Genomic DNA, 17,765 nt, shown 5'->3' with positions numbered 1-17,765 from the left:
TCCGCCCGGAACCAATACCTCGCCGGTGACCTTCCCGCCCTCCGCCTCGCGGACCTCGCAGACGGCGCGCACCGTCCTGCACTGGCACGTCCACGGCTCGTGGACGACCGCCTTCGTGCAGGGCCGGCACACGTGCCTGCTGCCGGTCCTGCCCGAGGGCGGGCCCTGGGGCGGCGGCCGGCCCGCGGCCTGGGACTGGCCCGCGCGGGCCGAGGAGGCCACCCCGGAGCAGCTGCGCGACCGCGCCGACGACATCGACGCCGTCGTGCTGCAGCGGCCCGAGGAGATCGAGCTGACCGAGCGCTGGACCGGACGGCGACCGGGACGCGACCTGCCCGCCGTCTTCGTCGAGCACAACACGCCCAAGGGCGACGTCCCGTCGTCCCGGCACCCGCTGGCCGACCGCGACGACATCCCCGTCGTGCACGTCACGCACTTCAACGCCCTCATGTGGGACACCGGCCGCGCACCGGTCCACGTGATCGAGCACGGCGTGCTCGACCCCGGCGAGCGCTACACCGGCGAGCTCGACCGGGCGGCGGTCGTCGTCAACGAGCCGGTGCGCCGCGGGCGCGTCACCGGCACCGACCTGCTCGCGGAGTTCGCCGACACCATCGGTCTCGACGTCTACGGGATCGGCAGCGAGCGCCTGGGCGAGGCCGTGCGCCACCCCGGCGTCGCGATCGGCGGCGACCTGCCGCAGGACCGGCTGCACACCGAGATCGCCCGGCACCGCGCCTACCTGCACCCGGTGCGGTGGACGTCGCTGGGCCTGTCGCTGATCGAGGCGATGATGCTCGGGATGCCGGTGGTGGCGCTGGCCACCACCGAGGCGGCGGTCGACGTCCCGCCCGACGCCGGCGTCGTCGCCACCGACCTGCGGACCCTGCACGAGGGCCTGCGCACCTTCCGCGACGACCCCGGGCTCGCCCGCGCGGCGGGCAGCGCCGCCCGCGCCGCGGCGCTCGCCAGACACGGCGTCGGCCGCTTCCTCGACGACTGGGACCGGCTGCTCGACGAGGTGGTCGAGCACCGGGCCTCCGCTCGCCACGCGCTGACGACGGCGTCCTGACCAGCACGTCCTGACCTGCGGCGTCCTGACTCGCGGCGCCCCCGCCCCCGGCGTCCTGCCCCCCGCGTCCTGATCTTCGCGGGACACGAGGACCGGTCCAGACCACGGGCCGGCCCGGTCCCTCCTGTCCCCTCGGCGCCCACGCGCGCCGCTCGGTGATTCATGTCCCGGCCCCTGCGCGGGCCGAGGGAGGAGTGCGCATGCGGATCGCGATGGTGTCCGAGCACGCCAGTCCGCTCGCGGCCTCGCGCGGGCTCGGCGGGGTCGACGCCGGCGGCCAGAACGTCGCCGTGCGCGCGCTGGCGCTGGCGCTGGCCGACGCCGGCCACGAGGTCGTCGTCCACACCCGCCGGACCGACCGGACGTCGCCGCGGCGGGTGCCGATCGCTCTGCGCGCGGTCGTCGACCACGTCGACGCCGGCCCGCCGCACGAGCTGCCCAAGGACGACCTCGTCCACCACATGGACGCCTTCTCGGCGGAGCTCGCCGCCTGCTGGCGCGACGAGGTCCCCGACGTCGTGCACGCGCACTTCTGGATGTCGGGGCTGGCGGCGCTGCCCGCGGCCCGCGCGCTCGGGGTGCCGGTGGTGCAGACGTTCCACGCGCTCGGGTCGGTCAAGCGCCGCCACCAGGGCGCCGACGACACGAGCCCGCCGCGCCGCGTCGCGGTCGAGAGCGACCTGGGGGCGTCGGTCGACCGGGTGCTCGCGACGTGCCGCGACGAGGTCGACGAGCTCGTGGCGCTCGGCGTGCCCGCCGACCGCGCGACGGTCGTGCCGTGCGGCGTGGACGTCGGCCACTTCACGCCGGGCGACGCGGTCGCCGGCGACGACTTCCGCGTGTTGACCGTCAGCCGGCTGGTCCCGCGCAAGGGCGTCGACACCGTGATCGCCGCGCTGGCGCGGCTGCCCGACGACGTCTCGCTCGTGGTCGCCGGCGGGCCGCGGCTCCCGGAGCTCGACAGCGACCCCGAGGTGGCGCGGCTGCGGGACCTGGCACGTGCGGCCGGGGTCGCCGACCGCGTCCGGTTCGCCGGCGCGGTCGGCCACGACGCGCTGCCGCAGCTGTACCGCTCCGCCGACGCCGTGGCCTGCGTGCCGGCCTACGAGCCGTTCGGTCTCGTGCCGCTCGAGGCGATGGCGTGCGGGCGGCCCGTCGTCGCGGCCCGGGTCGGCGGGCTCGCCGACACCGTCGTCGACGGCGTCACCGGCCACCACGTCCGTCCCGGCGACCCCGCCGCGGTGGCCTCCGCGCTCTCGGCGCTGCGGGCCGACCCGGCGCGGGCCCGCGCCCTCGGCCGCGCCGGGCGCCGCCGGACCGAGACCGAGTACGGCTGGGACCGCGTCGCCGCGGCCGCCGCCCGGGTGTACCGCGAGGTCGCCGCCACCGTTCCCGCGCTGAGGACCGCGCTGACCACCGGGAGCCCCGCATGAGCGTCGAGATCGTCCACCAGCACCTCGGCGGGCTGCGCGCCACGCTCGACGGGCTCGCCGGCGAGTCCGGGCGCATCGAGCGGTGGGGCGGCGAGATCGCCGACCGCCTGCGCCGCGGCGCGCGTCTGCTCGCCGCGGGCAACGGCGGCAGCGCCGCCGAGGCCCAGCACCTCACCGCCGAGCTCGTCGGGCGCTACCGCGGCGAGCGCGAGCCGCTCTCGGCGATCGCGCTGCACGCCGACACGTCGACGGTCACCGCGCTGGGCAACGACTACGGCTACGAGGAGGTCTTCGCCCGTCAGGTCCGCGCGCACGGGCGGCCGGGCGACCTCCTCGTCCTGCTCTCGACGAGCGGGTCGAGCCCCAATCTCGTCGCGGCCGCCGAGGCCGCCCGCGCGCTCGGGCTGACCGTCTGGGCGCTGACCGGGCCGGGCCCCAACCCGCTCGCGGCCGCCGCCACCGAGGCGCTGTGCCTGCCCGGCGCGACCCCCTCGGTGCAGGAGGCGCACCTCGTCACGGTGCACCTGCTGTGCGAGATGGTCGACAAGGCGCTGACCCGTGCGCCGCGGGTCGCCGCCGAGGAGCTCGTCCCGTGAGCCCGCGGACCCGCGGCTCGATCGTGGTCGTCGGCGACTGCCTGCGCGACGTCGACGTGGTCGGGGACGTGGAGAAGCTCTGTCCCGACGCGCCCGCCCCGGTGCTCGGCGCCGCGGAGCGTCGCGAACGCCCCGGCGGCGCCGGGCTCACGGCGCTGCTCGCGGCCCGGAGCACCGAGCGGCCGGTGCGGCTGGTGACGGTGCTGGGTCCCGGCGATCCCGTCGGTGCCCTGCTGCCCGGGGTCGACGTGGTCGCCGCGACCGCTGAGGGCACCGTCCCGACCAAGACCCGGATGATCGCCGACGACCGCGTGCTCCTGCGGGTCGACGACGGCGGGCTGGGCCCGTTCGCGATGTCGTCGGCGATGGTCGAGGCCATCGCCGGCGCGGGCGTCGTGCTGGTCTCGGACTACGGGCGCGGGATGACCGCGGACCCGGCGGTCCGCGCGGCGCTGAGCGAGGCCGCGACGCGCGTGCCCGTCGTCTGGGACCCGCACCCCCACGGCGCCCCGCCCGTCCCCGGCGCCACCCTCGTGACCCCGAACCTGTCCGAGGCCCGTGGGTATGTGAGCGGAACTCCCGGCTATGGCCGGGAATTCCGCTCACATACCTTCCCGGCCGAGCCCGCCGCGCTCGGGGAGGCGCTGCGCGAGCACTGGGGCGTGGACGCCGTCGCCGTGACCGCGGGCGCCGAGGGCGCGGTGCTGCGCGCGGCCACGGGCACGTCCGTCGTGCCCGCCGCGCCCGCCCGCGGCGGCGACCCCTGCGGCGCCGGCGACCGCTTCGCGGCGAGCGTCGCGGTCGCGCTGGCCGAGGGCTCGGCGGTCGACGACGCGGTGGGGGAGGCGGTCGCCGCCGCGGCGGCGTTCGTGGCCGCCGGAGGTGCCGGGGCGCTCGACGCACCCGGGACCGACGAGGCGCCCGACCCCGTCGCCGCCGCCCGCGCCCGCGGCGCCACGGTCGTCGCCACCGGCGGCTGCTTCGACCTGCTGCACGCCGGGCACGCCCGCACCCTCGCCGCCGCGCGAGCGCTCGCCGGCGAGGACGGCGCGCTCGTCGTCTGCCTCAACTCCGACGCCTCGGTGCGAAGGCTCAAGGGCCCCGACCGGCCCGTGGTCAGCGAGGCCGACCGCGCCGAGATGCTCCGCGCGCTCGCCGCCGTCGACGCCGTCGAGGTGTTCGACGAGGACGACCCGCGCGCGGTGCTCGACCGCCTGCGACCCGACGTCTGGGTCAAGGGCGGCGACTACGCGACCGACGAGCTGCTCGAGACCCCGCTGGTGCACAGCTGGGGCGGGGAGGTCGTCGCCGTCCCGTACCACGCCGGTCGGTCGTCGACGCGGCTGTTGGCGCGCCTGGAGACCGACCCCGTCACTTCTGGAGGAACCCCATGACCAGCAACCCCGGCACCGTCCTCGTCACCGGCGGCTCGTCCGGCCTCGGCGCCGCGGTGGCCGACGCCGTCGCCGTGCAGGGCGGCACCCCCGTCGTGCTCGACCTCAAGGCCCCCGACGCGGGGCACGCCTTCGTCGAGGTCGACCTCGCCGACACCCGCGCCGCCGAGTCCGCCGTGGCCCGCGCGAGCGAGCAGGTCGGCGGGCTCGACGCCGTCGTCACCGCCGCGGGCATCGACCGCTGCGGGCGCCTCGTCGACGTCGACCCGGGCGAGTGGGACCGCGTCGTCGCGGTGAACCTGCTCGGCACCGCCGCCGTCGTCCGCGCCGCGCTGCCCGAGCTCGAGGCCCGCCGCGGCAAGGTCGTCACCGTCTCCTCGACGCTCGGGGTCAAGGCCGTGTCCGACGCGACCGCCTACTGCGCGTCGAAGTTCGGCGTCGTCGGCTTCACCCGCGCGCTCGCCGCCGAGACCGCGGGCCGGGTCGGGGTGACGCTGCTCGTCCCCGGCGGCATGTGGACCCACTTCTTCGACGACCGCCCCGACCAGTACAAGCCCGGCGCCGACGCCAAGCTCAACGACCCCGCCCAGACCGCCGACGCCGTGCTCTACGCGCTGTCGCGGCCGGCGGGCAGCGAGGTCCGCGAGCTCGTCGTCACCTCGTCGGAGGAGGGCTCGTACCCGTGACGGGCCCGCGTTCAGGGCAGGTCGGCGGCGGCCGCCTCCGCGTCCGGGTAGGTGTCGAACAGCTCGGTGAGCCCGGTCAGGGACAGGGCGCGGCCCGCCGTGCGCGGCACGCCCGCGAGGCGCAGCTGGCCCTCGCGGGCGATCGCGGCCTCGCGCTCGGCGATGAGCAGTGCCAGGCCGGCCGAGCCCAGGAAGTCGACGCCGGCGAGGTCGAGCACGACGTGCGTCGCGCCCGCGTCGACCTGCTCGGCGATCGCGGAGCGCAGCGGCGCCGCCGTGGCGGTGTCGATGTCGCCCACGGGGCTGACGACGACCACGGCCGGGCCGAGGAAACGAGCGGTGATGGTGTCCGTCTGGTCGCCCGCGGTTTCGAGCGAGGTGTCGGGTCGAGGCGCGTCACTGGCCATCGGTACTCCCAGGACTGGCGGGTCACCCCGTCGGGGTCGAGGTGGAGGGCGACAGTACCGAGCCCCTCCCGGCGGCGCCGGACGGCGGGAACGACACCCGCCGACCGCACTCGTGCGGGTTCCCCCGGAAGGAGGTACGGCTGATGGCCGCGCCCGAGGTCACGCGCACCGTCGGCACGGTGCCGCCGCTGGCGGCGGCGCCACTGGCGGCCGACCTGCCCGCCCGTCTCGCGGCAGCGGCACCGCGCGTCGTGGTGCTCGGCGACACGGTGCTCGACCAGTGGCTCACCGGCCCGTCGCGGCGCCTGTCCCGCGAGGCCCCGGTGCCGGTCGTGGAGGTCGACCACACCCGCGGCTCGCCGGGCGCCGCCGCCAACACCGCCGCCAACCTCGCCGCGCTCGGCGCGCGGACCGAACTGGTGACGGTGCTCGGGGACGACGCGGACGCGGCGACGCTGCGGGACCTGCTCGCGGACCACGGCGTGGATCTGGCCGGCGTCGTCACCGACCCGGCGCGCCCGACCGCGGCCAAGCGCCGGGTGCTCGCCGATGACGCGCTGGTGGCGCGGTTCGACACGACGCCCGGGGCCTCTCCCGACGCGGCGGTCCGCGCCGCGGTGCACGACGCGCTGCGCGCCGCGGTCGACGGTGCCGACGCGGTGGTCGTCTGCGACTACGAGGGCGGGCTGCTCGGCGAGGACGCCGTCGCCCTCGTGGGCTCGTTGGTGGGCCCGCCCGACGGCCGGGCGTGCCGGCTGGTCGTCGACGCCCACGACCCCGCGCGGTGGGCGCCGGCGCGCCCCGACGTCGTCACCCCGAACGCGGGGGAGGCGGCGCTGCTGCTCGGCCGCTCGCTGGGCACGAACGGCGATCGCGTGGCGGCCGCCGAGGCCGCGGGCCCCGAGCTGCGCGCACGGTCGGGGGCGGGCGCCGTCGTCGTCACCCTCGACCGCGACGGGGCACTGCTGCTGCCCGACACGGCCGCGCCGTCCCACCGCACGTTCTCCCGGCCCGCGCCGGACGCCAACACCTGCGGGGCGGGGGACACGTTCACCGCCGCGCTGTCGCTCGCGCTCGCGGCCGGCACCCCGGCGCCGACGGCCGTCGAGCTGGCGCAGGCCGCCGCCGACGTCGTCGTCGGGCGGCCCGGGACGTCGGTGTGCGGCACCGGCGAGCTCGCCGAGCGCGTCGCCGCCGCCGAGGGCCCGCTGCTGGACGCGGCGTCGCTGGCGGCGGTCGTCGACGAGCAGCGGGTCGCGGGCCGGCGGGTGGTGTTCACCAACGGGTGCTTCGACGTCGTGCACCGCGGGCACGTGGCGTCGCTGAACCAGGCCAAGCGCCTCGGCGACGTGCTCGTCGTGGCGCTGAACTCCGACGACTCGGTGGCGCGCCTCAAGGGCCCGTCGCGGCCGGTGAACCCGCTGGCCGACCGCGCGGCCGTGATCGGCGCGCTGAGCTGCGTCGACCACGTCACGGTGTTCGACGACGACACCCCCGCCGAGCTGCTCGAGCTGCTGCACCCCGACGTCTACGCCAAGGGCGGCGACTACACCCCGGAGATGCTGCGCGAGACCGCGACGGTCACCTCCTACGGCGGGCGCGTGGTCATCCTCGACTACCTGCCCGACCGCTCGACGAGCGCGATCGTGGAACGGATCCGGGGGACGCCGTGATCGACGTCCTGATCCCGACGCGCGGGCGCCCCGTCGAGCTCGCCACCACCCTCGCCGGACTCGCCGCGCAGACCGGGGTCCAGTTCTCGGTGACGATCTCCGACCAGTCCGACGACGAGCCCTCCTGGGACACCCCGCCGGCGTGGACGGTGATCCGCTGGCTGCGCCGGCGCGGGACGTCGGTCGCGCTGCACCGTCGGGAGTCGCGGCGCGGGATGGCCGAGCAGCGGGCGTTCCTGCTGTCGTGCGCCTCCGCGCCCGCGGTGCTCTACCTCGACGACGACGTGTGGCTCGAGCCCGGCGCCCTGGACCGGTTGCACCAGGCATGGGGGGAGCTGCGCTGCGGCGTGGTCGGCGCGGCGATGCAGGCGCTGAGCCACGCGGAGGACCGGCGGCCCGACGAGGTCACGTCCTTCGAGCGCTGGTCCGGGCCCGTGGAGCCGGAGACCCTGGTGAAGGACGGCCCGGGCTGGGACCGCTGGCGTCTGCACAACGCGGCGAACGCGCTGCACCTGGCGGAGTCGTTGGGTCTCGACGGGCCGGGCGAGCCCGTGCCGTCCCCCGAGCGCTACGTGCCGTACCAGATCGCCCGGCGATGACGGGTCGGGCGACGCAGCTCCACGGCCCGCGCGAGGGCGAGCGGGTGGACGCCGGCGTCGAGCGCGTACTGATGGGCGCGGCGCAGGGCCTCCTTGCCGTCCGGCGCCGCCGCAGCGAGATCCAGCACGGTGTGCACCCGACTGGTGACGGGCGGATCGCTCCCCTCGACACCGATGTGGGCGAACGCCCGAGAGCGATGGACCCTGACACCGTCGAGTCGTGTCGCCGAGCAGCCGTACCGCACCGTGACGTGGACGGGTCGCCCGCGCTCAGGCTTCACGAAACCGTGCAGCTCGCCTGCGGTCTCGTGGCTGAGCACGGCGCCGCTCCGGCATGCGAGCAGTGCACCCGTCCACCGCGCCTCAGGAGTCGGTGGACCGGAGTAGGTGACGTAGACGCCGTCGTGCAGCCGCTGCCACCGCTCGGCGTCGAGCTGGGCCTGGATGGCGTGGTCGGTGATGCCGCGAGCACGCAGCTGGGCACGCGTCACCACGCCGTGCTGGTCGCGGAGAAGGCGTTGCCAGTCGTCGAGATCGTCCATGTCCGGGTTCGACGCAGCAGGAGCGCCCACGGATCCGCCACTCGAGGTATGTGAGCGAAATTCCCGGCCATAGCCGGGAATTTCGCTCACATGGGTCGGTCACCGAGGGCCGCGGCGACCGCGCGGACGCGGGGGTCGGCGAGGAGGTCCGGGAGGGGTGTGGAGAGGGGGATGCGCCAGTTCGGGTAGGCGTCGATCGTGCCCGGCAGGTTCGGCTGCCGGACGTCGCCGAGGACGTCGGTGAACGCCGCGAGCACGATCCGCGAGCGCGCCGTCGCCAGCAGCCGGTGCATCGCCAGGACGACGGCGTCGGGATCGGACGGGTCCACCGCGAACCCCTCGGCGCGCAGCAGCTCCAGCAGCTCGGCGCGATCCCGTGCCGCATCGGCGTAGGCCGCGTCGACGTCGGTCAGCACGCCGGCCTCGGCGCGGGCGCGCACGTGCTCGTCGCGCAGGAACCCGGCCGCCGTGGGCAGGTCGTGCGTGGACACCGACGCCAGCGTCTCCGGGTGCCAGTGCCGCGGCGGCAGCAGTGCGCCGTCGTCGGAGCGCTGGAACCACATCACCGCGCACCCGAGCATGCCGTGGTCCGCCAACCCGGACGTGACCTCCCGCTCCACGGTTCCCAGGTCCTCGCCCACCACCACGGCCCCGGCCCGCGACGCCTCGATCGCCACCACCGCGAGCATCGCCCGCGCGTCGTAGTGCACGTAGGCGCCTTCGCGCGCCCCCCGGCCCGGCGGGATCCACCACAGCCGCCACAGCCCTGCGACGTGGTCGACGCGCAGGCCGTCGGCGTGGCGCAGCACCCCGCGGATCATGGAGCGCAGCGGGGCGTACCCCGAGGCCGCGAGCGCGTCCGGCCGCCAGGGCGGGAGCGCCCAGTCCTGGCCCTGCTGGTTGAAGTCGTCGGGCGGGGCGCCGACGGTCACCCCGCGGGCCAGCGCCCCGGCCAGCGTCCACGCGTCCGCGCCGCCCGCCGAGCACCCGACCGCGAGGTCGGCGATCAGCCCGACGGCCATGCCGCCGGCGGCCTCGTGCGCCGTGGCGAGCTGCGCGTCGGCGAGGTCGAGGCACCACGCGTGGAACAGCACGCGGTCGGCCAGCTCGGCCCGGGCCGCGGCCACGCCGGTGTCGTCGACGTGCTGCAGGTCGGCCGACCACTCATGCAGGTCGCTGCCGTGGCGCTCGGCCAGCGCGTACCACGTGGCGACGTCCCGCTGCTCGGGGTCGAGCGCGTCGAGGTCGCGGGGGAAGGACGACGCGTACGGCGCCAGCAGCTCCAGCGCCGTCCGCTTGGCCGCCCACACCGCGTCGTGGTCCACCAGGTCCGCCGACGCCGGCCGCAGCCCCGCGACCGAGGAGCGCACCGACGAGGGCGCCGCCGCGTAGGCCGCCGTGTCCTCCACGCGCACGTAGAGCGGGTGCAGGAACCGCCGGCTCGACGGCGAGTACGGCGACGGTTCCACGCGCGGCGCCAGCGCGAGGGCGTGCAGCGGGTTGACCAGCAGCGCCCCCGCGCCCTGCTCGTCCGCGGTCCGGGCGAGCAGCGAGGCGAGGTCGGCGTAGTCCCCGCACCCCCACGACCCCGGCGAGCGCAGCGCGTAGAGCTGCACCATCCACCCCCACGTCGGTGGAGGTGGCTCCAGGCGCGGCGGGGGCACGATCACGGTGACGTCCCGGTCGCCGCCGGTCAGGCGGTGGTAGCCGACGGGCAGGTCCGCGGGCAGGGTCGTGCCCACCGCGCGCTCCCCGCCGTCCTCGAGCACGACGGTCCCGGCGAAGGGCAGCGACCGAGCGGTGTCGACGACCAACGTCGGCGGGAGACGCCCGGGGTCCGCGGAGCGCACCGCCGCCAGGGCCGCGGCGAGCGCCGGCGGCGTGGTGGCGTCGACGTCGAGCGCAGAGAGGACGTCGACGACGACGCCGCGGTCGACCTCGACCTCCTGCTCACTGCTGTCGCGGTAGCGCACGGCGATGCCGTGGGCGGTGGCGAGCTCGGCGAGCTCCGGCTCGACGGGCTCGGGCACCGGATTTCCCCCAGAGAACGGGTCGACGGGATCAGGTGCGGAGGATGTCAGGCCGAGGGCCGGCGCCGCGGGGCGGGCGGCAGTTCCTCGGCCCCGGCGGAGCGGCGCCGGGCGCGGGCGGCGACGTCGTCGGCGACCGAGCGCGCGGCGGTCCCGGGTCGGCGGACGTGCGCGAGCGCGGCGACCGCGCTCTCGGCGAGCCCGGCGAGGGCGGCGGCACGGCGCACGCTCCACCCCCGGGCCAGCAGGGCGGCGGCGAGCTCCCGCGCGGCAACGGTGTCGCGGCGGGCGCGGCGCGCGAGGTGGCGCAGATCCGACGGCGGGTTCGGACGCGCCGGGTCGGTCACGACGGTGACGGCGCGCGACTCGGGGAGCGGCTCGGGGGGCGGCTCGGTGCTGCGGGGCGTGGGCAGGGTCTCGGGGGCGGCGGCCGGCGGGGCCATGGTGGGCGTGGTGGGCTCGTGGAGCACGGTCACCTTCTGTCGTCGTCTGTGTCACCCCGGGGATGGGCCGCGTGGGCCCGGCGCGAAACGTGACGATCACGCCGGGGCGAGCAACTGCTTCTCGCGCACCAGCGGCAGCGACAGCGTGCGGTACCCGCCTTCGTCGAAGAGGACCACGACCGAGTCCTCGGCGACCGTCGTCACGGTCCCGCGGCCCCACTCGTCGTGGCGGACGGCCTCGCCCGGCGCCGGGTCGCCGTCGCGGGATCCGGCCCGGCGTCCCGGGTCGCCCGGGAGCCCGGCGTCGCAGTGGTCGCAGTGGCCGCACGCCGTGTCGCGCACGTCGCCGAGCACCTCCAGCAGCGTCCGCCGCCGGCACCCGGTGCCCTCCGCGAAGCGGCGCACCAGCTCGACCTTGCTCTGCTCGCGCTCCCGGCGGCGCACGACGAGCGCGGCCGCGCCCGCGGCCAGCTCGCCCAGGTCGCCGTCGGCCAGCGCGTCCCCAGCCGCGAGACGGCGCCCGGGCAGCGAGCGCACCGCCCCCAGCGCCACCAGCGCGGGCACCGCCCGGGCGAGCGCGGCCTTCGACAGGCCCGCCGGGCGCGCCAGCTCGTCCTGGGCGACGCCCTCGGGGTTCTGCGCGATCGCGGCGAGCACGGTCCGCAGGGCGCGGGGCCGGGCGTCCCGGCCGGACGCGAAGAGCTTCGGCCGCCCGAGGTCCTGGGGCCGGTGGAACAGGACCGCGCGGGCGGGCCCGCCGTCACGCCCGGCCCGGCCGCTCTCCTGGTGATAGGCGTCGATCGACGTGGGGGTGTCGCCGTGGACGACCCAGCGCACGTCGGGCTTGTCGATGCCCATGCCGAACGCGCTGGTCGCGACGACGACGGGGACCTCGCCCGCCATGAAGGCGTCCTGCACGCGGGCGCGCTCGGCGGCCTTCATGCCGCCGTCGTAGGCCTCGGCGGTGATCCCCGCGGCCCGCAGGCGGTCCCGCACGAGCGTCGTGTGCGCCCGGGTGGTGACGTAGACGATGCCGCTGTCGCCGAGGTCGACCACCTCGCGCACGACGCGCTCCCACTTCGCGCCCTCGTCGTGGACGAGGTGGCCCGCGAGGTGGATGTTGGGCCGGTCGGTGTCGCGGACGACGACGCACGCGTCCGGCACCCCGAGCAGCTCGAGGATCTCCTGGCGGGCCGGCACCGACGCGGTCGCGGTCAGCGCGAGCACGCGCGGGCGCCCGAGGCGCCGCCGGGCGACGGCGAGCCCCAGGTAGTCGGGGCGGCAGTCCGGGCCCCAGTCGCACACGCAGTGCGCCTCGTCCACCGCGAGCAGCGTGGGCCCGCCCGCGGCGAGCGCGTCGAGGACGTCGGGACGAGCGAGCTGCTCGGGCGAGGTGACGAGCACGTCGAGCCCGCCGTCGCCGAACCGCGTCAGCACCGCGTCGCGGTCGGCGACCGTGGAGTTCAGCGCCGCCGCACGCAGGCCGGCGTCGACGAGGTGCGCGACCTGGTCGTGGTGCAGCGACAGCGTCGGCGACACCACGACCGTCGGCCCGCCCAGGACGAGACCGGTCACCGCGTACACCGCGGTCTTGCCGGCGGCCGGGGGCAGGACGGCGAGGCAGTCGTCGCCGAGCGCGCCGAGCACGGCCTCGCGCTGGCCGTCGCCCAGCGCGGCGCCGTCGCCGAGGACGCGGGCGACGGCCGCGTCGACGGCATCTGCGGTGGCGCGGTCGACGGGGCCGCAGGGGCCGAGGAGGTCCTCGGGGGCGTGGGTCACCGGCCGGTGGTAGCCGACGGCGTCGCGCAGGAAACGGCGTTCGTGGGCGCCGGGACCCGGGTACGCCCGACCGGTGGAACTGGTGCACGTCGAGCCCTACGGTCCCGGCCTCGGACGTCGGCGACGCGGCAAGGGCTGGAGCTACTTCGACCGCGAGACCTCCGAGACCGTCACGGATCCGGCGCACCTCGACCGGATCCGGAAGATCGTGATCCCGCCCGCGTGGCAGGACGTGTGGATCTGCGCCGACCCCGCGGGCCACATCCAGGCCGTCGGCACCGACGCCGCGGGACGCCGCCAGTACCGCTACCACGAGGAGTGGACGCGCCGGCGCGACACCGAGAAGTTCGACCGCGTCCTGCGTCTCGGTCACGTCATCGGCGAGGCCCGCACCGAGATCGGCGCCCGCCTGGGCCGCAGCCGTGGCCTGGGCCGTGACCGGGTGCTGGCGGGCGCGGTGTGGATGCTCGACCTCGGCGTCTTCCGCGTCGGCGGCGAGGAGTACGCGAGCGAGGACTCGCCCGGCGACGCCTCCTTCGGGCTCGCCACGCTGCGCCGGGAGCACGCGATCGCCCGCCGCGACGGCGGCGTCGTGTTCAGCTACACCGCCAAGTCGGGCGTGCTGCGGCGCGTGACGCTGCACGACGAGCACGTCCACGGGCTGGTCAGCTCGCTCAAGCGCCGTCGCGGCGGCGGCGAGGACCTGCTCGCCTACCGGCGCGGCGGGCGCGGCGGCGACCGCGGGCCGTGGCACGACGTCTCCGCCCAGGACGTCAACGACGCCGTCCGGGAGCTCATCGGCGACGAGTTCACCGCGAAGGACCTGCGGACGTGGAACGCCGGCGTCCAGGCCGCGGTGGCGCTCGCGGGGGAGTGCGACGACGGCGGTGCGCCCCCGCGCGCCCAGCGCCGGCAGCAGAGCGCGGTGACCCGCACGATGAAGGCCGTCGCCGAGACGCTCGGCAACACCCCGGCGGTCTGCAAGCGCTCCTACATCGACCCGGTGCTCGTCAGCCACTTCGAGTCCGGCCGCACGATCGCCGAGGCCGTGCGCGACGGCACGGGGCTCGACGACCACGCGCTGCGCGGCCACGTCGAGCGGGCCGTCCTCGCGCTGCTCGACCAGCGGGGGACGCCGGCCCCGGCACTGGCCGCCTAGTCCGTCCGCATCTCCGCCCAGACGGTCTTGCCGTCGCGGTGCGCCTCGACGCCCCAGGCGCTGGCGACCGCGGCGACCATGGCCAGCCCGCGCCCCCGGGGCGAGCTCGGGGCGGGCAGGTGCACCGCGGGCAGCGGGGCGAGGTCGAAGTCGCGCACCGTGAGCCGGAAGATGTGCTCGCGGCGCTCGACCTCCACGACCGACGTGCTCGCCGCGTGCTCGACCGCGTTCGTCACCAGCTCCGTCACGACGATCTCCGCGGCCTCGCGGGCCTCCTCGTCCACCGTCCAGCGGGCGCAGACACGCCGCACGTGGCCGCGGGCCTCACCGGGAGCGCGCGGGTCGACCTGGAAGTGCCAGAACGAGCGCACCAGCTCCGGACGCTCGTCGAGGTGGGCCGCGGCGGAGGCGACGTCGGGGTGCACGGGCACGCGCTGAGCGACGCGGGAGCTGACGAGCAGCGTGGCCATCGTCGCGTCCGGGGCGGCCAGCGCCAGCCGGATCTCGGGCCACTCGCCGGCGCGGGACGCGGCCTCGGCGAAGGCGTAGACGGCGCCGGAGTGCGTGAGCCGGACCCCGGAGAGGTCGACGACGACCGCACCGTGGTCGCGCAGGGCCTCGCACAGCCGTGACACCAGCAGGTGCGCGGTGATCTCGGAGAGGGGCCCGGACAGCGCCACGACGACCGGGGCGCGGAATCCGTCGGCGACGGCGGTGCGCCCGACTCCCGGGCCGTCGTGGCCCGGCGTGTCGGCCGCCCTCGCGGTCGTCTCGCCGTCCCCCGTCTGCTCGAGGGCCAGCTCGATCCTTGTGCTCACGACTCACCTCGGGGCCCTGGTACCCCGCCCTCCGGACGCCCATGCGCGTCCGATCGCCGCGCTGCGCCGGGCGGGCCGGCGGGCGGTACCGACGCGCCGAGCGGCGGCCGGGGCGCCATGATGGAGGTCATGAGCGAGCAGGACGAAGCACCCTCGTCCGCGTTGGCGGCGGCCGCCGCGTCGGGCGCGGGGGACGGGGCGGGGACCGGCGACCTGGTGTCCTCACCGGGCGCGGTCATGCGCGTGGCCGGGATGGTCGGCAAGCTCGTGGAGGAGGTCCGGGCCGCCCCGCTCGACGAGGCGGGGCGCTCGCGGCTGGCCGACATCCACGAGCGCTCGATCCGCGAGCTCGAGCAGGGGCTCGCGCCGGAGCTGCGCGACGAGCTCCACCGGATCACCCTGCCGTTCTCCGGCGACGCCACGCCGTCCCAGGCCGAGCTGCGCATCGCGCAGGCCCAGCTCCTGGGATGGCTGGAGGGGCTGTTCCACGGCATCCAGAGCGCCGTGCTCGCCCAGCAGATGGCCGCGCGCGGCCAGCTCGAGCAGATGCGTCAGGGACGGGGGCGCGTCGTCACCGGTGGGGACGGCGGGGGAATGGGCGGTGGGCAGTACCTCTGACGGGTGGCGCGGTCAGCGCGCTTCGTAGACGACGGCGCCCTCGGGCGGGGTGAAGCTGCGGGCGCCGCGCAGGGCCGACCGGCGCTCGTCCTCGGTCAGGCCGCCCCACACGCCGTACGGCTCGCGGGTGGCGAGGGCGTGCCGACGGCACGGCTCGATGACCGGGCAGGACGCGCAGACCTTCTTGGCCTCGGCGGCACGGTGCTCACGGCGCGGGCCGCGCTCGCCGTCGGGGTGGAAGAAGAAGCTCGAGTCCATCCCACGGCACGCTCCGTGGAGCTGCCAGTCCCACTCGTCGATGATGGGACCCGGCAGAAGTCGGATGTCGGCCATCGCGGTCCTCCCAGTCGGGGGCGGCCGGTCGAAGGCGGTGTCCCCCGGCACGGCAGGTGCAGCGGCGGTATCCCCCTCCCTCCGCGGCCGCAAACACCCCTGAACGGCCCAGTGACCACCCCGATCGTGGGTTCCGGATCCGCAGGAGAGGGCGGGGTTGTGGTGTGACGTCACCGGCCGCGTCGTGAAGGGGTGCCCACGGGGGGTGACGAGTACGCTGCCGAGCACGGCAAGTACGTTGCCGCCACCGGGTCGCGGACCCGGTGCACATCCGACAGGACCGGAGGGGGACCAGGCGCCGTGGCAGGAGATGACGACCTCACTGCGGAGGACCCGCTCGGCGTCGACGTCCAGCGGTCGAACGGCGCGTCGGTGATCCGGCTGGCCGGAGAGATCGACATGCTGACGACGCCGGCGTTGCGGGCGAAGGTGAACGAGGAGCTCCAGGGCAAGCCCACGGTGCTCGTGCTGGACATGCTCTCGGTCGAGTTCCTCGGCTCGAGCGGGCTGGCACTGCTCGTCGAGGCCCTCGACGAGTCCCGCAACCGCGACGTGGCGCTGCGCCTCGTCGCGAACTCGCGCCCGGTGAGCCGGCCGCTGCAGGCGACGGGCCTCACCGACCTGTTCGCGCTCTACCCGTCGGTCGAGGCCGCCCTCGCCGGATGACCGGTGCCGGGCGCCTGCCGTCCACGACGGATGCGCCGATACGGTGACCCCGCCATCGACCTCCTCACCTGCCGCGAAACGGAGATCAGCAGCCGTGCAGACGCCGGAACCGCAGCAGCGTGATCGCTCGTCCACCGCCACGACGGGCCTGGACGCCACGGGCGGGCTGGCCGAGACCCCGACCCCGGTCGAGGTCCGCGTGCACGCCGACCCCGCCCTGATCCCGTCGGTGCGCGCCGTCGCCGCCGACCTCGCCGCGCGGGCCGACTTCGACCTCGACGCCGTCTCCGACCTGCGGATGGCGGTCGACGAGGCGTGCTCCGCGCTGGTGCCGCTGGCGCGCGAGGGCGGGCAGCTGCGCTGCGGGTTCGCCATGGCCGAGGGGCGCATCGACGTGATCTGCCGCGTGCCGGTCACCGGCCAGGCCTCGCTCCGCCAGGACACCTTCGGCTGGCGGGTGCTCACGACGCTGACCGACGACGCCCAGGTCCTCGACGCCGACCCCGAGTGGCTCGGCATCCACCTGCGCAAGCAACGGCTCACCCCGTGAGCGAGCCGGCGCGCGCCCTCGCGAGCGACGCGGAGGGCTCGTCGCAGGCAGGGGGCAGGTCCCGCACCGAGGACTCGTACGAGCACCTCGTCCCCATGCTCGTGGAGCACGCGGGCCTCGACGCCGACGATCCCCGCCGCGAGGTCCTGCGCGACCGCCTCGTCGAGGGCTACCTGCCGCTCGCGCGGCACATCGCCCGCCGCTTCGCGCAGCGCGGCGAGCCGCAGGAGGACCTCGAGCAGGTCGCGACCGTGGGGCTGATCCACGCCGTCGACCGCTTCTCGCCGGAGCGGGGCTCGGACTTCCTGTCCTACGCGGTCCCCACCATCACCGGCGAGGTGCGTCGCTACTTCCGCGACAAGGCGTGGTCGACGCGCGTACCCCGCCGCCTCAAGGACCTGCGCCTGGCGATCGGGTCGGCGATGCCGCACCTGTCCCAGGAGCTCAACCGCGCGCCCACCGCCGGCGAGCTGGCCGAGCACCTGCAGCGCACCCGCGAGGAGGTGCTCGAGGCCCTCGAGGCCGCGAACGCCTACCGGTCCAGCTCGCTGGACGACATGCTCGTCGACGACCCGTCGTCCGGGCGGCTCGCCGACGTCCTGGGGTCCGCGGACGCCGAGCTCGAGCAGGTCGAGCACCGCGAGACCGTGCAGCCCGCCCTGCGCAAGCTCCCCGAGCGCGAGCGCACGATCGTCATGCTCCGGTTCTTCGGCGGCATGACCCAGACGCAGATCGCGGAACGCGTCGGCGTCTCGCAGATGCACGTCTCCCGCCTGCTCACCCGCACCCTCGCCGCCCTGCGCGCCGACCTCTCGGACCCGCCGACGTCCTGAGGCGCCCTGGTGTTCGAGCAATGCGGCTTTGCTGGCATCTGACGCCAGGATCGCCACATCCTCGGTCGCGCGACACGCCGACGGGTGCGAGGTGCGGGGTGTGCCAGCCTGGCGTCGAGGCTGGCGCCCAACGT

The 17,765-nt window shown here is 76.4% G+C and carries 19 protein-coding genes; 12 read left to right on the top strand and 7 right to left on the bottom strand.

Annotated features, from left to right (window positions below; genetic code table 11):
- Positions 1 to 25 precede the first annotated feature (25 nt).
- The 5 genes from QSK03_RS28145 (at position 26) to QSK03_RS28125 (ending at position 5,181) form a co-directional block, all read left to right on the top strand.
- The gene (locus QSK03_RS28145) at positions 26 to 1,072 is read left to right on the top strand and encodes a glycosyltransferase (protein WP_285658895.1); all 1,047 of its coding nucleotides are present in this window, start codon (positions 26 to 28) and stop codon (positions 1,070 to 1,072) included.
- A 200-nt stretch (positions 1,073 to 1,272) separates the two neighbouring features.
- Positions 1,273 to 2,505, top strand: a complete 1,233-nt coding sequence (locus QSK03_RS28140; RefSeq protein WP_285658894.1) for a glycosyltransferase — start codon at positions 1,273 to 1,275, stop codon at positions 2,503 to 2,505.
- Positions 2,502 to 3,101 (top strand): D-sedoheptulose-7-phosphate isomerase, encoded by a 600-nt coding sequence (locus QSK03_RS28135; RefSeq protein WP_285658893.1) that lies wholly within the window; start codon positions 2,502 to 2,504, stop codon positions 3,099 to 3,101. Before QSK03_RS28140 ends, QSK03_RS28135 begins: the two co-directional genes overlap by 4 nt.
- Complete coding sequence (locus tag QSK03_RS28130) at positions 3,098 to 4,495, top strand: PfkB family carbohydrate kinase (RefSeq protein ID WP_285658892.1); 1,398 nt, start codon at positions 3,098 to 3,100, stop codon at positions 4,493 to 4,495. Before QSK03_RS28135 ends, QSK03_RS28130 begins: the two co-directional genes overlap by 4 nt.
- Complete coding sequence (locus QSK03_RS28125; protein WP_285658891.1) at positions 4,492 to 5,181, top strand: SDR family oxidoreductase; 690 nt, start codon at positions 4,492 to 4,494, stop codon at positions 5,179 to 5,181. The genes QSK03_RS28130 and QSK03_RS28125 overlap by 4 nt, the downstream gene beginning before the upstream one ends.
- An 11-nt stretch (positions 5,182 to 5,192) precedes the next feature.
- Here the strand turns inward: QSK03_RS28125 and QSK03_RS28120 are convergent, their stop codons facing one another.
- On the bottom strand, positions 5,193 to 5,588 hold the full coding sequence (locus tag QSK03_RS28120; protein ID WP_285658890.1) for an STAS domain-containing protein: 396 nt from the start codon (positions 5,586 to 5,588) through the stop codon (positions 5,193 to 5,195).
- A gap of 143 nt (positions 5,589 to 5,731) precedes the next feature.
- On the opposite strand from QSK03_RS28120, the gene rfaE2 reads away from it, so the two are divergent.
- Entirely contained in the window at positions 5,732 to 7,261 is a 1,530-nt protein-coding gene (rfaE2, locus tag QSK03_RS28115) for a D-glycero-beta-D-manno-heptose 1-phosphate adenylyltransferase (protein WP_285658889.1), read from the top strand.
- The gene (locus tag QSK03_RS28110) at positions 7,258 to 7,860 is read left to right on the top strand and encodes a glycosyltransferase family 2 protein (RefSeq protein ID WP_285658888.1); all 603 of its coding nucleotides are present in this window, start codon (positions 7,258 to 7,260) and stop codon (positions 7,858 to 7,860) included. Before rfaE2 ends, QSK03_RS28110 begins: the two co-directional genes overlap by 4 nt.
- Here the strand turns inward: QSK03_RS28110 and QSK03_RS28105 are convergent.
- The 4 genes from QSK03_RS28105 to QSK03_RS28090 form a co-directional block, all read right to left on the bottom strand.
- Positions 7,830 to 8,402: a type IV toxin-antitoxin system AbiEi family antitoxin domain-containing protein gene (locus tag QSK03_RS28105; RefSeq protein WP_285658887.1), complete on the bottom strand. Its 573-nt coding sequence runs from the start codon at positions 8,400 to 8,402 to the stop codon at positions 7,830 to 7,832. The genes QSK03_RS28110 and QSK03_RS28105 overlap by 31 nt on opposite strands.
- An 86-nt stretch (positions 8,403 to 8,488) precedes the next feature.
- Positions 8,489 to 10,432, bottom strand: coding sequence for a 4-alpha-glucanotransferase (malQ, locus tag QSK03_RS28100; protein WP_285658886.1), 1,944 nt, complete (start codon positions 10,430 to 10,432; stop codon positions 8,489 to 8,491).
- A gap of 47 nt (positions 10,433 to 10,479) precedes the next feature.
- The gene (locus tag QSK03_RS28095) at positions 10,480 to 10,908 is read right to left on the bottom strand and encodes a hypothetical protein (RefSeq protein ID WP_285658885.1); all 429 of its coding nucleotides are present in this window, start codon (positions 10,906 to 10,908) and stop codon (positions 10,480 to 10,482) included.
- Between the two features lie 63 nt (positions 10,909 to 10,971).
- Positions 10,972 to 12,654, bottom strand: a complete 1,683-nt coding sequence (locus QSK03_RS28090; protein ID WP_285658884.1) for a RecQ family ATP-dependent DNA helicase — start codon at positions 12,652 to 12,654, stop codon at positions 10,972 to 10,974.
- Positions 12,655 to 12,727: 73 nt separating this feature from the next.
- Here QSK03_RS28090 and QSK03_RS28085 point away from each other — a divergent pair, with 73 nt between their 5' ends.
- A complete protein-coding gene (locus QSK03_RS28085) occupies positions 12,728 to 13,813 on the top strand; it encodes a DNA topoisomerase IB (RefSeq protein ID WP_285658883.1) in 1,086 nt (361 codons plus the stop codon).
- Here the strand turns inward: QSK03_RS28085 and QSK03_RS28080 are convergent.
- Positions 13,810 to 14,631, bottom strand: a complete 822-nt coding sequence (locus tag QSK03_RS28080) for an ATP-binding protein (protein ID WP_285658882.1) — start codon at positions 14,629 to 14,631, stop codon at positions 13,810 to 13,812. The genes QSK03_RS28085 and QSK03_RS28080 overlap by 4 nt on opposite strands.
- Positions 14,632 to 14,751: 120 nt before the next feature.
- Between QSK03_RS28080 and QSK03_RS28075 the strand changes: the two genes are divergently transcribed.
- Positions 14,752 to 15,249, top strand: coding sequence for a bacterial proteasome activator family protein (locus tag QSK03_RS28075; RefSeq protein WP_285658881.1), 498 nt, complete (start codon positions 14,752 to 14,754; stop codon positions 15,247 to 15,249).
- A 12-nt stretch (positions 15,250 to 15,261) separates the two neighbouring features.
- Here the strand turns inward: QSK03_RS28075 and QSK03_RS28070 are convergent, their stop codons facing one another.
- Positions 15,262 to 15,582, bottom strand: a complete 321-nt coding sequence (locus QSK03_RS28070; protein ID WP_285658880.1) for a WhiB family transcriptional regulator — start codon at positions 15,580 to 15,582, stop codon at positions 15,262 to 15,264.
- A 300-nt stretch (positions 15,583 to 15,882) separates the two neighbouring features.
- On the opposite strand from QSK03_RS28070, the gene QSK03_RS28065 reads away from it, so the two are divergent.
- From QSK03_RS28065 to QSK03_RS28055, 3 genes are all read left to right on the top strand, one after another.
- Positions 15,883 to 16,248, top strand: a complete 366-nt coding sequence (locus tag QSK03_RS28065; RefSeq protein WP_285658879.1) for an anti-sigma factor antagonist — start codon at positions 15,883 to 15,885, stop codon at positions 16,246 to 16,248.
- Between the two features lie 94 nt (positions 16,249 to 16,342).
- Positions 16,343 to 16,798, top strand: coding sequence for an ATP-binding protein (locus QSK03_RS28060; protein ID WP_285658878.1), 456 nt, complete (start codon positions 16,343 to 16,345; stop codon positions 16,796 to 16,798).
- A gap of 95 nt (positions 16,799 to 16,893) precedes the next feature.
- Complete coding sequence (locus QSK03_RS28055; protein ID WP_285658935.1) at positions 16,894 to 17,631, top strand: RNA polymerase sigma factor SigF; 738 nt, start codon at positions 16,894 to 16,896, stop codon at positions 17,629 to 17,631.
- The last annotated feature ends 134 nt before the right edge of the window (positions 17,632 to 17,765 follow it).

Source organism: Actinomycetospora sp. NBRC 106375 (genome assembly GCF_030269665.1).
GTDB lineage: Bacteria > Actinomycetota > Actinomycetes > Mycobacteriales > Pseudonocardiaceae > Actinomycetospora.
Note: the sequence above shows the minus strand (reverse complement) of the source record. Positions and strands in the feature narration are given on the sequence as shown.